A 12433-nucleotide genomic window follows, 5' to 3' on the forward strand; every position below is an offset into this window, starting at 1 on the left:
CCCCAGAACCGAACCGAGTTGTAGGGATCGTTCTCGTCCTCGGCATCAAAGGTTTCCCGGTGGCAGCAATATCCTGCGACGCCGCCTCGTTGCAGCCACGGGCGAAGCTTGGGCGACATTCTGCTCCAGCCCCGCCAGGCAATCGCGCAACATGCCGGCATCCTGCGCCGTCTTGGCCATCGACATCGCGCCGGAATAGGCCGCGACCGCCAGGGCGGCGAAACGCTGCGGATCGGTGTCCTGCTCCCTGCCCGCCTGCTGATCGGCCCGGATCTTGTCGGCGATCACCTGGCGCCAGCCGGCAAAAATGCCGGCAAGGGCGGTGCGCAATTCGGCATCGGCGAGCGACAGTTCATGCGCAAGGTTGTTGAGCGGGCAGCCGCGCACGAAACCTTGCCGCTCAAGCTCCGCCGCCACGGCTTCGAAGGCTGCACGCACGCCCTCGCGCGCCGAAGCCGCCGCCCGCAAAGGCGCCACCCATGTCTCTTCGACCGCCGCGGCCACACGCTCTTCGATCACCGCCAGCGCCAACGCCTTCTTGGTCGGGAAATGATGATGCAATGCGCCGCCGCTGACACCCGCCGCCGCCATCAGGTCGCCGAGACTGGAGGCGTGATAGCCGCGCGTCTGGAATGACTCCTGCGCGGCATCGAGCACTCTGTTGCGCATGCCTTCGGGATCATTGGTACGCTTCTGGGCGTGCCCTGCCATCGCGAATCTCCACCTTCTCCTTCCAGGAGGGAAGAAAAAGAAGCTAGCACATTGACAAAACAGGACAACCGGTCTGTTTTATAAACAGGATGATCACCCTGTTTTTGGAGACGAGCTTATGAGCCTGCCCCTGAGTGCCCCTTCGGAGACGGCGGCGCTCGCCTCGCCGGTCGTCGAACTGCGGCAGTACACGCTGAAGCCCGGCAAGCGCGATACCCTTATCGACCTCTTCGACGGCAAGCTGATCGAAGGCCAGGAAGAGGCCGGGATGACCATCATCGGCCAGTTCCGCGATCTCGATCGCCCCGACATGTTCGTCTGGCTGCGCGGCTTCGAGGACATGGGGGCGCGGAAACGTGCCCTGAGCGCCTTCTATGACGGTCCGGTATGGGCAGCGCACCGCAATGCCGCCAACGCCACGATGATCGATTCCGACGATGTGCTGCTGCTCAAACCTGCGTGGCCCGGGGCTGGCTTCGATCTCTCCGGCGCCTTGCGCTTGCGCGCGGGCTTGGCCGCCGACGAAAAGCCAGGCAGAAGCACGCCGCTGTCAGGCATCGTCGTGATTCGGATTGATCATTTGCGGCCGGGCGCAGAAGCCGCGTTCGCCAGCCGCTTCGGGGCCGAAGTCGCGCCGATGACGGCGTCACCCGGTGCGCGGCTGCTCGCCGCTTTCGTCACGGAGCATGCGGAAAACAGCTTTCCACGCCTGCCGGTGCGAGCGACTGAGAATGTTTTCATCAGTGTGATGGGTTTTGATGGCGAAGAAACGCACGCCCTGCATGAAACCGCGCTTGCCGCCTCACCTGCATGGCAGGCCTTCTCGCACGCCGTCCGACATGACCTGACCAGACCGACCGAAATCTTGCGCCTGTCGGCGACACCGCGCTCGCGGCTTTGTTGCTGATCCCCAGTCCGCGCGGAAGCGGCGTAAGCTCGACCGAATCTCCCCGCCATCGAGGCGAGGCGTAAATGCCCCCTGGCTCCCCGCCCAGTTTGCGAATGCAAGCGCCGGCAGTTGACCCAACGCCGGCCGCCGCCGAAGTTCATATCATGGGATAGGCAGCCGGCTTGACCTCGACCGCCGATATGCGGTGCTCTCGTCACCAAACAGGCTTGGAGCGTTCAATGAGACTTTCCGGCAAACGCGCGCTGGTGACCGGCGGTTCGGACGGCATCGGTCTTGCCATAGCGGACGCTTTCTTGCGCGAGGGTGCCGAGGTCCTGATCATCGGGCGCGACATCGCAAAACTCGAGGCGGCCCGCGAAACACTCACGGCTTCCCATCCGAACGGCGCCGTCGAAACGCTGTCGGCCGACCTCGCCACCAGCACCGGCGTCGCGGCTGTTGTCGACTACGTGAATGGATGCGGCCGACCACGCGACATCCTCGTCAACAATGCCGGTGTCGCCCATCTCGTGCCGTTCGAGACTGTCAGCATTGACCAATTCCAGCAATCCTTCGCGCTCAATGTGGCGGCGGCGTTCTTCCTCACGCAAGGGCTGTTGCCGCATCTCCCGGTCGGCGCATCGGTGATCAACATCTCCTCCTACTTCGCCAACAAGATGATCCCCAACCGGCCGTCGAGCCTTTATTCCCTGTCGAAGGGCGCACTGAATTCGCTGACCAAGTCACTCGCCTTCGAACTCGGTCCGCGTGGCATCAGGGTCAACGCCATTGCGCCCGGCACCGTCGACACCGCCATGCGGCGCAGGACCGTCGACAATCTGCCGGCGCAGGCAAAGGTTGAGCTCGAGGCCTATGTCGAGCGCAGCTACCCGCTTGGCCGCATCGGCCGACCGGAGGATCTCGCCGGCATGGCGATCTATCTCGCCAGCGACGAGGCGGCATGGACCAGCGGCGGGATTTTCGCGGTGGATGGCGGATATACGGCGGGGTGAGCGGGCCAGCCGATCTCCCCACGAGCGGGGAGAGTGGCTCCGTCTTCAACCGATTTGCATCTTCACCGCCCGCAATCTCCGCTTGATGCGTTTTGTGCAACGCGATACGCCGTTGCCCAAATCGACAGACCGGAGACTTGCCGTGAGCGCTGCCAAGACCAGAACCGAAACCGATACGTTCGGTGCCATCGAGGTCGCCGCCGACCGTTATTGGGGCGCGCAGGCGCAGCGTTCGCTCGGCAACTTCAAGATCGGTTGGGAGAAGCAGCCGGCATCCGTCGTGCGCGCGCTCGGCATCGTCAAGCGGGCGGCGGCGGAAGCCAATATGGAGCTGAAGCGGCTCGACCCGGCGATCGGCAAGGCGATCGTCGAAGCCTCCCAAGAAGTCATCGACGGCAAGCTCAACGACCATTTCCCGCTGGTGGTCTGGCAGACCGGCTCGGGTACGCAGTCCAACATGAACGCCAACGAGGTGATCTCCAACCGGGCGATCGAGATGCTGGGCGGCGTCATGGGCTCCAAGAAGCCGGTGCACCCGAACGACCACGTCAATATGAGCCAGTCGTCGAACGACACCTACCCGACCGCCATGCACATCGCCTGCGCCGAGCGCATCGTGCATGACCTGTTGCCGGCGTTGAAGCACCTGCACAAGGCGCTCGCCGCCAAGAGCAGAGAGTTCAACCATATCATCAAGATCGGCCGCACCCACACGCAAGACGCCACCCCGCTCACGCTGGGCCAGGAATTCTCGGGCTACGCCGCGCAGGTCGCTTCGTCGATCAAACGCATCGAGCTGACGCTGCCCGGCCTCCAGGAACTGGCGCAGGGCGGCACCGCGGTCGGCACCGGCCTCAACGCGCCCGTCGGCTTCGCCGAACGGGTGGCCGACCGCATCGCCGCCATCACCGGCATCGCCTTCGTCACTGCCCCGAACAAGTTCGAGGCGCTGGCAGCCCATGATTCCATGGTGTTCTCACATGGTGCCATCAACGCCGCTGCCGCCGCGCTGTTCAAGATCGCCAACGACATCCGCTTCCTCGGTTCAGGGCCCCGCTCGGGTCTTGGCGAGTTGTCGTTGCCGGAAAACGAGCCGGGTTCCTCGATCATGCCGGGCAAGGTCAACCCAACGCAGTGCGAAGCGATGACCCAGGTCTGCGTGCAGGTGTTCGGTAACAATGCAGCCCTCACCTTCGCCGGAAGCCAGGGCCATTTCGAGCTCAACGTCTACAACCCGCTGATGGCCTACAACTTCCTGCAGTCGGTGCAGTTGCTCGCCGACGCTTCGGTCTCCTTCACCGACAATTGCGTCGTCGGCATCGAGGCGCGTGAAGACAACATCAAGGCGGCCCTCGACCGCTCGCTGATGCTGGTGACGGCGCTTGCGCCCACCATCGGCTACGACAACGCTGCCAAGATCGCCAAGACCGCGCACAAGAACGGCACCACGCTGCGCGAGGAAGCGCTGGCCACCGGGCTGGTCAGCGAAGCCGACTATGACCGGATCGTGCGGCCCGAAGATATGACCCATCCGGGATAAAGGCATTGTTTTCGGCGGGAGAATATCCTCCCGCTCCCGCATCAACCGGCACGAATTTCCGTTTTTCACCGGTTCACGGAAATGTATGTACTGTGAACAATGTGTCGCCAGACAGGCGGCTTTGGTGAACAGTCGGCATGGTCTATCTGACGGGCGATCAACCTATTCGGAGAGCCACCATGTCCACCAACACTTCCTTCGCCGGCACCGGCACCGCGTCCAACAGTTCTGTCACGATCCTGCTCGGCCGCATCCTGCTCGCGGTCATTTTCCTGCTTTCCGGTTTCGGCAAGCTCAGCGCCCTTTCCGGCACCGCGGCCTATTTCGGCGGCCTCGGCCTGCCCTTGCCGACCGTGACGGCCCTCGTCGTCGGCCTCATCGAACTGCTCGGCGGTCTGGCCATTCTCGTCGGCTTCCAGACCCGGATTGCCGCCTGGGTGCTGGCGATCTTCACCCTCGCCACGGCCCTGGTCGCCCACACCGGCTGGGCCGACCAGATGCAGATGATCAATTTCATGAAGAACCTGGCGATCACCGGCGGCTTCCTCGTGCTGGCCTCCTCAGGCGCCGGCGCCTATTCGATCGACGCCAAGCGCGGCTGAAGCCACCCTGGCAAATAGCTGAACCAAAAGGCGGCGCGGAATTTTCCGCGCCGCCTTTTCGTTGTCGGGATATACCGGCCGGAATTTTCCGCCAGTCGGCAATTTCTGCTAGAATCGGGATGTCGAGCAGAGCCGGCGACCGCCGACGATGGAGGATAACCAACATGCCTCGCAACGCGCTGCTTCTGCTTTCCCGGCTGCTGCTGGCCGCATTGTTTGTCCCGTCCGGCTTTCATGCCTTGAGCGACATTGCCGGCACGGCGGGCTATTTCTCCGGCCTCGGCCTGCCGTTGCCGACGCTTGCCGCCTGGGGAACCGGCTTGTTCGAGCTGATCGCCGGATTGCTTATCCTGGTCGGTTTCCAGACCAGGGTCGTTGCGCTGCTGCTCGCCGCCTTCTGCATCGTCGCTGGTTTCATCGGCCATTACGGCCAAGGCGGCGACGACGCGATGCTCGCCTTGCTGCATTCGCAGATGCTGATGAAGGACATCGCCATTGCGGGCGGTTTCCTGGCGCTGGCGATGGCCGGGGCCGGCGCCTGGTCGATCGACGGCCGCGGTTCGGCGTGAGGCCCTACTTCACCGAAACGCTCGGGCCGCCTTCGACCGCCAGTACCAGGCGGCGGCCGGTGATTCGCGCCAGTTGCGCCAGGCGCCCGGCAGGCCGCTCGCCGTAGAGATCTGCCAGAGATGCCGGCAAGACCAGCGCCAGCACGCCATTGCCGCGCTGCTCCCATTTCAGCCTCGGCATGACGCCGGGCATCGAGGCGGTCAGCAGGTAGACGACGCGCATCGACGCCGCCAGCACCCGCGCCCGCTCCAGATAGCGCGGTGTCGCCAGCGCCTTGATCTCGGGCGCGATGGCTTCGTTGAAGATGCCGTCGTGCCTATACGCGTTGGCCATCGCCAGATAGGCGCGGCCAGGGTGGTCGACGCCGAAAAAGGAGGCGTGGGCTATGATATTGAGCGATTGCTTGCCGCGATATTCGGGATGCGCGCGCCAACCGATGTCGGCCAGCAATGCCGCCGCGTGGCGGTAGCGCGCCTCGTCCTCGGTCTCGTCGATGCCGAAGGCGGCAAAGGTGCTGGCCGTCCAGTCGACGAGTTCATGCGCATGGGTGACCGAGCGCGAGCGCAGCCGGGCGAGTTCCTCCGATGCCGAGATCAGAGGATCGGCCTTCTGCTCAGCCTGGTCGAGCAGGGAATAGAGGAAGCCTTCGCGCACGCCGAGCGCCGAGACGATGATCTTCGACGGCTGCATCGCCGCCATGATTTCCTGCAGCACGATGGCGCCGTAAGGCAGGAGCGAGCGGCGGTTCTTCGAAACGCCCTCGATGCCTTTGATCTTCTCGATCTCGCCTTTCGCCACTTGCCGCAGGAAATTGGCGGCACTTTCGACGCCGATCTCGTAGTGGTGCATGACGCCAAGCGGATAGTTGGTCATCTCCATGTGCAGCCTGGCGAGATTTCGCCAGGTGCCGCCAACGGCATAGAAAGGCCTGCCCTGCCCGCCTTTCAGCAGCTTCGCCCGCCCCAGCTCGTCGCGCACGATTTTCGCCGCCTGAGCAAGCGAGTTCTTGGCCATGTCCTGCAGGCGCAGGCCGCCCAGCGGTAACGTTATGCCGTCGCCGATCGCTTCGCCATTGACGTCGACCAGTTCAAGGCTGCCGCCACCGAGGTCACCCGCAATACCGTTGGCCGGATGAAAGCCGGAGATGACGCCGAGCGCGGAATAATAGGCTTCCTCGCGGCCGCTGATCACGCGGATCTCGGTCTTGAGCACGTCTTCGGCGCGGTGGATGAAATCGGGGCCGTTGACGGCCTCGCGGGCAGCCGCGGTCGCCAGCACGTACATGTGCTCGGCGCCGGCCTGGTCGGAGAGCGCGCGGAAGCGGCGGAACTCCTCCATTGACCGCGTCACGCCCTCGGGGTCGAGCTTCCCCGTCGACACGATGCCGCGGCCGAGGCCCGCCAGCATCTTTTCGTTGAACAGCATGGTCGGCGAGCGCGCCAGCCCCTCATAGACGACAAGGCGGATCGAATTCGAGCCGATGTCGATGATGGACAGCGGTCGGCGATCCTGCAGCCGGCCCTGGGAATCGGACAGCATCAGGCGGCGGCGTTCTTCTTGCGGCGCTTGAATTGCGCGATCCGCTTCGGCGCATGCGATTTCAGCGCATCACCCCGTCCCGACAGGCTCGGATTGGTCATGAAATATTCCTGTGCGTTGAACGGTTCCTCGCCCTCCTCGAGCACGACGCGCCGGGAGGTTCCATCAGCCAATACGTCGAAACTTTGCTGATTGTCCATGATGTTGCCGAGCATGATCTGGCCCAGCACCTGTTCATGCACAGTTGGGTTGGTGATCGGCACCATGGTCTCGACGCGACGGTCAAGATTGCGCGGCATGAGGTCGGCCGAGGAGATGTAGACGACCGCCTCGTCCGATGGCAAGCCATGGCCATTGCCGAAGCAATAGATGCGGCTGTGCTCGAGGAAACGGCCGACGATCGACTTGACCCTGATGTTTTCCGACAGGCCCGGTACCTGCGGCCGCAGGCAGCATATGCCGCGCACGACGAGGTCGATCTCGACGCCGGCGCGGCTGGCGTCGTAGAGCGCGTCGATGATGATCGGATCGACAAGGGCGTTCATCTTCATCCAGATGCGCGCCGGGCGTCCCTCGAGCGCGTGGGCGACCTCATCGGAAATGTGCTGCAGGATGCGGTTCCTCAGCGTGAAGGGCGAGATCGCCAGCCGCATTTCGGCGGTCGGCTCGGCATAGCCGGTGATGAAGTTGAACAGTTGGGCGACATCGCGCGCGATCGTGGCATCGGTAGTAAAGAAGGACAGGTCGGTGTAGATGCGCGCGGTCACGGGATGGTAGTTGCCGGTGCCCAGATGCACATAGTTGCGCAGCTTTCCGTCCTCGCGCCGCACCACCAGAGACATTTTGGCGTGGGTCTTGAGCTCGAGGAAGCCGAACACGACCTGGACGCCGGCGCGTTCGAGGTCGCGCGCCCAGCGGATGTTGGCCTCCTCGTCGAAGCGCGCCTTGAGCTCGACCAGGGCCGTCACCGACTTGCCGGCCTCGGCCGCATCGACCAGCGCACGCACGATCGGGCTGTCATTGGAGGTGCGGTAAAGCGTCTGCTTGATCGCCACCACTTCCGGGTCGGCCATCGCTTGGCGCAGGAACTGAACCACGACGTCGAAGGATTCGTAGGGGTGGTGGACGATGATGTCCTTCTCGCGGATGGCGGCGAAGCAGTCGCCGCCATGCTCGCGGATGCGCTCGGGGAAACGCGGATTGTAGGGCGTGAATTTGAGGTCGTCGCGGGCAACGGCCACGATCTCCGAAATCTGGCTGAGCGCCAGCGGACCGGTCAGGACGCTGATGCGGCTCGATGAGACGCCGAGTTCGCCGGCGACGAATTCGCGCAGTTCGGCCGGCATGAGCATGTCGAACTCGATGCGAATGACGGAGCCGCGGCGGCGGCGCTTCAGCGCGGTCTCGAACAGGCGCACGAGATCTTCCGATTCCTCCTCGACCTCGATATCGCTGTCGCGGATGATGCGGAACGTACCGGAGCCCTTGACCTCGTATCCCGGGAACAACTTGCCGATGTAAAGGCCGACCGCCTCTTCCAGCGGGATGAAGCGGACATGGTGCTTGCGGTCCGGCAGGCGGATGAAGCGCTTCAGCGCCACCGGCAGGCGCAAGAGCGCGCTCATCTCCTCGCCGTTCTTGCGATGGCGAAGCTGCAGCGCCATCGAGAAGCCGAGATTGGGGATGAACGGGAATGGGTGCGCCGGGTCGATCGACAATGGCGTGAGAACAGGAAACACCTGATCCTGGAAGTGCTCCTCCAGCCAGGCCTTCTCGTCCTTGGTCAGCGCGTCGCGGGTGATGCTCTCGATGCCTTCCTTGTTGAGCAGCACGGTCAGAGCCGAAAGGCTCTTCTGCTGGTCTTCCTGCAACCGTTCGACCTCACGCAGCAGCTGTTCGAGCTGCTGTTCGGGGGTACGCCCGTCCGGGCTTCTCAACACGATGCCTTCGCGAACCTGGCCGGCGAGACCGGCTACGCGCACCATGAAGAACTCGTCGAGATTGGCTGCGGAGATCGACAGGAAACGTACCCTCTCCAGCAGCGGATGGTTTGTGTTCTGCGATTCCTCGAGCACGCGGCGGTTGAACTGCAACCAGGAGAACTCGCGATTGACGAAACGATCCGGATTGCCTTCCGGGCTTGCCGCTTCCGCATTGATGAACTCGCTCTGGACCGGCTTCAGTTCGTTCATGGTTCCTGCTCTTCCCACGTCTGGTTGCTTCGCCGCTTTCGGGCGGCGCCCAGGCTGTTGCGCCTGGCCGCGATGCTCCAGCCGATTAACCGGCTTAACTTATCCTCTGACAGGCTTTTGCGACAGTTTCATTTCATCGAACTTGCAAACAGGCCGGTTATGATCCAAACGCTGAGCAGACTGCGCTAAAGGAGACGACGATGGCAGGCGGTTCCATTCCCCATTTCCAGAACGATGCGGGCCATCCGGCGATCGATATCGGCGTCAAGGAATTCATGTGCACCGGGGCCAACCCGCCCTTCGACCATCCGCATGTCTTTCTCGACATGGGCGACGACAATGAGAAGGTCTGCCCCTACTGCTCGACGCTCTACCGCTATTCGCCGAAGCTGACGGCCATGGAAACGCTGCCGGCCGGCTGCCTCTACATCGACCAGGCCGCCTGACCTCCAGCGGCCGGGCCAATGGCAGACGCACAGTCCCGGCAAGTCATCATCGCCGGGGCGGGTATTGCGGGGCTGACCGCGGCGCTGGCTTTCGCCAGGCGCGGATATCCCGTACGGATCTTCGAACAGGCGCAGCGCCTCGAGGCGGCGGGCGCCGGCATCCAGCTTTCGCCCAACGCCACGCGCATCCTGCGTGGGCTCGGCGTACTCGACGCACTTCTTCCCAATGCCGTCAAGCCGGAAGCCGTGGTGCTGAAGGATGCCGCAAGTCTGCGTGAACTGGCGCGCGTGCCGCTTGGGCAAGCCGGCGAGGCGCGCTGGGGTGCGCCTTACCTCGTGGCGCATCGAGCGGACCTGCAAAACGCGCTGATGGCGCGTGTTGCCCAGATGCCTGGCATCCATCTCACCGCCGGCGCGCAGGTCAGCAGCGTGGCCACCGGTTCACTCGTTATCACCATGACAGACGGGGGCGGCCGCAAGGTCATCGACACCGAAGAATCTCTGCTGGTCGGTGCCGATGGCGTTTGGTCAGCAGTGCGGAGGTTTGCCAGTCCAGGCGGCGGAGCCGGCTTCGCGAATAGCCATTTCGCCGGCGAGCTGGCCTGGCGCGCCACGGTCGGCGCGGACAGCGAAGCAGGGCGAGCCTTTGCCGCGCTCGGCGCCGCCGACTGCGTCACCACCTTCCTGCATCCCGATTTCCACATGGTAGCCTACCCCGTCAGCAGGGGCAGCGCCTTCAACCTGGTCGCCTTCACTAAGGGCAAGCGCATTGCCGAAGGCTGGTCGGGTCATGCCGATCCCGCCATCCTTGCCGGTGCTATGCGCGGCACGTCGCCAGCGCTGGCGAGACTCGTCACCTTAGCCGGTCCATGGACCGCCTTTCCGATCCACACCGTGGAGCAAAGGCGCTGGACGATGCCGGAGGGGGTGGCACTGATCGGCGACGCGGCGCATGCCATGACGCCCTTCGCGGCGCAGGGCGCGGCAATGGCCATCGAGGATGCGGTAACGCTTGCCAATTTGATCGCCGACTTCCCAGCCGACCCAGGGCAAAGCCTCACCATCTGGGAGAACCTGCGGCGACCGCGCGTCGCCAAGGTCATCCGGCGCGGCGCTTTCAACCGGCTTGCGTGGCATGCCTCGGGCCCGGTGGCGATCGCCCGCAACCTGATCCTGGCGGCGCGGCCGGCGGAGAAGCTCGCGGCGGATCTGGACTGGCTCTATGGATGGGAGGAGCGGAAGATTGTATGGCGGTGAAAAACGCAGCCGCGACAGGCTGGCGGGACAGCGCCCATGTTCTGAACTGCGCTCTTCAGCCATATGACATCGGCTGATGGCCGGATCATCAATTATACAGCCGCATCGACAGGTCGAGCGAGACCGGCAGCGGGTTCCACCAACCGGTGCGCAGGCCGGCGGTTCGCAAGGCGGCGGCCGTCCAGGTGTTGCAGCCGACCAGCGCATTGAAATGGCCGTTCGCCTCATAGAAGCGGTCGAAATCGGAATAGGCGGCCCCGGCGATGACGATCGGCCCGCCTGGTCCTTGCTGAAAGCTCGCATCGATGAAGTCGAGCAATGCGGCAAAGCGGTCTTCCGGGATGTCGAAGCCGGCGACATCGGGTCCGGAGATATCGCCGGCGACCTCGACGTGCATCACTGAAGCGTCAAGCGTCAGGGCCTTGAATACGGGCATCGCCTTCAGCTGCGACCAGGTCGGCGTCTCCAGGTAGAAGGCGCGGCCGCCCCAGCCGAAGACGATGTAGCGCACCTCGGGCGCATCGGAAGGCTGGCCGGCAGCGGCGAGGAAGCGAAAGCGTCGGCGCACGCCGTCATCGACGGGAATGGCGATGTCGGTGTGGATCGGATTGCTAAGCACCAGAATGTGCCTGACGCCCTCGCCGGCCGCGGCAGCCGGCCAGAGTGGTCGCGGCACCAGCGTGCCGAGTGCCGCGACCAGCACCACCGCGGCAACCAGCACGGCCAGCAAACGAAGGCGTTTTCTCATCCGTGCATAGTTCTTGCGATTCCATCACGTTTCAATCGAAACGATCCGAGCGGCCAAGTGTGAAAAGCCCGACCGTGGCGCGGCCGGGCTCTTTCGACTTCGATGAAGCACCGCTCAGTGCAATATCTGCGACAGGAACAGCTTCGTGCGCTCGTGGCGCGGGTGGTCGAAGAACTCGGCCGGCGTGTTCTGCTCGACGATCTGGCCCTGATCCATGAAGATCACCCGGTTGGCGACTTTCCGCGCAAAGCCCATTTCGTGGGTGACGCACAGCATGGTCATGCCTTCCTCGGCAAGGCTAACCATGGTCTCCAGCACTTCCTTGATCATTTCCGGGTCGAGAGCGGAGGTCGGCTCATCGAACAGCATGATGCGCGGGTTCATGCAGAGCGAACGGGCAATCGCCACGCGCTGCTGCTGGCCGCCGGAGAGCTGGCCCGGATACTTGTTGGCCTGTTCGGGGATCTTGACGCGCTTGAGGAAATGCATGGCGATTTCCTCGGCCTGCTTCTTCGGCGTCTTGCGGACCCAGATCGGCGCCAGCGTGCAGTTCTCCAGGATGGTCAGGTGGGGGAACAGGTTGAAGTGCTGGAACACCATGCCGACCTCTCGGCGCACCTCGTCGATCTTCTTGAGATCGTTGGTCAATTCCTTGCCATCGACGAAGATCTTGCCCTTCTGGTGTTCTTCGAGCCGGTTGATGCAGCGGATCATGGTGGACTTTCCGGAGCCGGACGGGCCGCAGATGACGATGCGCTCGCCGCGCATCACCTTGAGGTTGATGTCCTTCAGCACATGGAACTCGCCATACCATTTGTGCATGGCGATGATGTCGATGGCGACATCGGTGGTCGAGATGTGCATCTTCGCGGCATTGACCTTGATCTCTTCCGCGCTGACGGCGTTTTCGGTGGCCATGAACCAAT

The 12433-nt window shown here is 63.7% G+C and carries 12 protein-coding genes; 7 read left to right on the forward strand and 5 right to left on the reverse strand.

The window, feature by feature from the left end:
- Positions 1–45: 45 nt before the first annotated feature.
- Positions 46–711: a TetR/AcrR family transcriptional regulator gene (locus tag FJ964_RS04285; protein ID WP_140549214.1), complete on the reverse strand. Its 666-nt coding sequence runs from the start codon at positions 709–711 to the stop codon at positions 46–48.
- Between the two features lie 118 nt (positions 712–829).
- On the opposite strand from FJ964_RS04285, the gene FJ964_RS04290 reads away from it, so the two are divergent.
- From FJ964_RS04290 to FJ964_RS04310, 5 genes are all read left to right on the forward strand, one after another.
- Entirely contained in the window at positions 830–1618 is a 789-nt protein-coding gene (locus FJ964_RS04290; protein WP_140549215.1) for an NIPSNAP family protein, read from the forward strand.
- 221 nt (positions 1619–1839) lie between these two features.
- On the forward strand, positions 1840–2613 hold the full coding sequence (locus tag FJ964_RS04295) for an SDR family oxidoreductase (protein ID WP_140549216.1): 774 nt from the start codon (positions 1840–1842) through the stop codon (positions 2611–2613).
- Positions 2614–2755: 142 nt separating this feature from the next.
- Positions 2756–4153 carry a class II fumarate hydratase gene (fumC, locus tag FJ964_RS04300; RefSeq protein ID WP_140549217.1) on the forward strand — a complete coding sequence of 466 codons (1398 nt, stop codon included), beginning with the start codon at positions 2756–2758 and terminating at the stop codon, positions 4151–4153.
- Between the two features lie 179 nt (positions 4154–4332).
- The gene (locus FJ964_RS04305; protein ID WP_140549218.1) at positions 4333–4755 is read left to right on the forward strand and encodes a DoxX family protein; all 423 of its coding nucleotides are present in this window, start codon (positions 4333–4335) and stop codon (positions 4753–4755) included.
- A 164-nt stretch (positions 4756–4919) separates the two neighbouring features.
- Positions 4920–5324 (forward strand): DoxX family protein, encoded by a 405-nt coding sequence (locus FJ964_RS04310; RefSeq protein WP_140549219.1) that lies wholly within the window; start codon positions 4920–4922, stop codon positions 5322–5324.
- A gap of 4 nt (positions 5325–5328) precedes the next feature.
- Here FJ964_RS04310 and ppx read toward each other — a convergent pair whose 3' ends face one another.
- Together ppx and FJ964_RS04320 are read right to left on the reverse strand one after the other, a co-directional pair.
- Positions 5329–6864, reverse strand: a complete 1536-nt coding sequence (gene ppx, locus FJ964_RS04315) for an exopolyphosphatase (RefSeq protein ID WP_140549220.1) — start codon at positions 6862–6864, stop codon at positions 5329–5331.
- A complete protein-coding gene (locus FJ964_RS04320; protein ID WP_140494308.1) occupies positions 6864–9056 on the reverse strand; it encodes an RNA degradosome polyphosphate kinase in 2193 nt (730 codons plus the stop codon). Before FJ964_RS04320 ends, ppx begins: the two co-directional genes overlap by 1 nt.
- Before the next feature lie 200 nt (positions 9057–9256).
- Between FJ964_RS04320 and FJ964_RS04325 the strand changes: the two genes are divergently transcribed.
- Both FJ964_RS04325 and FJ964_RS04330 read left to right on the forward strand, forming a co-directional pair.
- Complete coding sequence (locus FJ964_RS04325; RefSeq protein ID WP_140494310.1) at positions 9257–9502, forward strand: zinc-finger domain-containing protein; 246 nt, start codon at positions 9257–9259, stop codon at positions 9500–9502.
- A gap of 18 nt (positions 9503–9520) precedes the next feature.
- Positions 9521–10759 (forward strand): FAD-dependent monooxygenase, encoded by a 1239-nt coding sequence (locus FJ964_RS04330; protein ID WP_140549221.1) that lies wholly within the window; start codon positions 9521–9523, stop codon positions 10757–10759.
- 88 nt (positions 10760–10847) lie between these two features.
- Here the strand turns inward: FJ964_RS04330 and FJ964_RS04335 are convergent, their stop codons facing one another.
- Both FJ964_RS04335 and FJ964_RS04340 read right to left on the reverse strand, forming a co-directional pair.
- Positions 10848–11507: a TIGR02117 family protein gene (locus FJ964_RS04335; protein ID WP_140549222.1), complete on the reverse strand. Its 660-nt coding sequence runs from the start codon at positions 11505–11507 to the stop codon at positions 10848–10850.
- Positions 11508–11621: 114 nt separating this feature from the next.
- Positions 11622–12425 (reverse strand): amino acid ABC transporter ATP-binding protein, encoded by an 804-nt coding sequence (locus tag FJ964_RS04340; protein WP_140549223.1) that lies wholly within the window; start codon positions 12423–12425, stop codon positions 11622–11624.
- Between the last annotated feature and the right edge of the window lie 8 nt (positions 12426–12433).

Origin of the sequence: Mesorhizobium sp. B2-3-2 (assembly GCF_006442295.1) — a bacterium.
Taxonomy (GTDB): domain Bacteria; phylum Pseudomonadota; class Alphaproteobacteria; order Rhizobiales; family Rhizobiaceae; genus Mesorhizobium.

Bases quoted from the DNA above. Each gene is read 5' to 3' on its own strand.
- FJ964_RS04285 (WP_140549214.1), bottom strand. From the start codon at position 711: ATGGCAGGGCACGCCCAGAAGCGTACCAATGATCCCGAAGGCATGCGC.
- FJ964_RS04290 (WP_140549215.1), top strand. From the start codon at position 830: ATGAGCCTGCCCCTGAGTGCCCCTTCGGAGACGGCGGCGCTCGCCTCG.
- FJ964_RS04295 (WP_140549216.1), top strand. From the start codon at position 1,840: ATGAGACTTTCCGGCAAACGCGCGCTGGTGACCGGCGGTTCGGACGGC.
- FJ964_RS04305 (WP_140549218.1), top strand. From the start codon at position 4,333: ATGTCCACCAACACTTCCTTCGCCGGCACCGGCACCGCGTCCAACAGT.
- FJ964_RS04310 (WP_140549219.1), top strand. From the start codon at position 4,920: ATGCCTCGCAACGCGCTGCTTCTGCTTTCCCGGCTGCTGCTGGCCGCA.
- ppx (WP_140549220.1), bottom strand. From the start codon at position 6,864: ATGCTGTCCGATTCCCAGGGCCGGCTGCAGGATCGCCGACCGCTGTCC.
- FJ964_RS04320 (WP_140494308.1), bottom strand. From the start codon at position 9,056: ATGAACGAACTGAAGCCGGTCCAGAGCGAGTTCATCAATGCGGAAGCG.
- FJ964_RS04325 (WP_140494310.1), top strand. From the start codon at position 9,257: ATGGCAGGCGGTTCCATTCCCCATTTCCAGAACGATGCGGGCCATCCG.
- FJ964_RS04330 (WP_140549221.1), top strand. From the start codon at position 9,521: ATGGCAGACGCACAGTCCCGGCAAGTCATCATCGCCGGGGCGGGTATT.
- FJ964_RS04335 (WP_140549222.1), bottom strand. From the start codon at position 11,507: ATGAGAAAACGCCTTCGTTTGCTGGCCGTGCTGGTTGCCGCGGTGGTG.
- FJ964_RS04340 (WP_140549223.1), bottom strand. From the start codon at position 12,425: ATGGCCACCGAAAACGCCGTCAGCGCGGAAGAGATCAAGGTCAATGCC.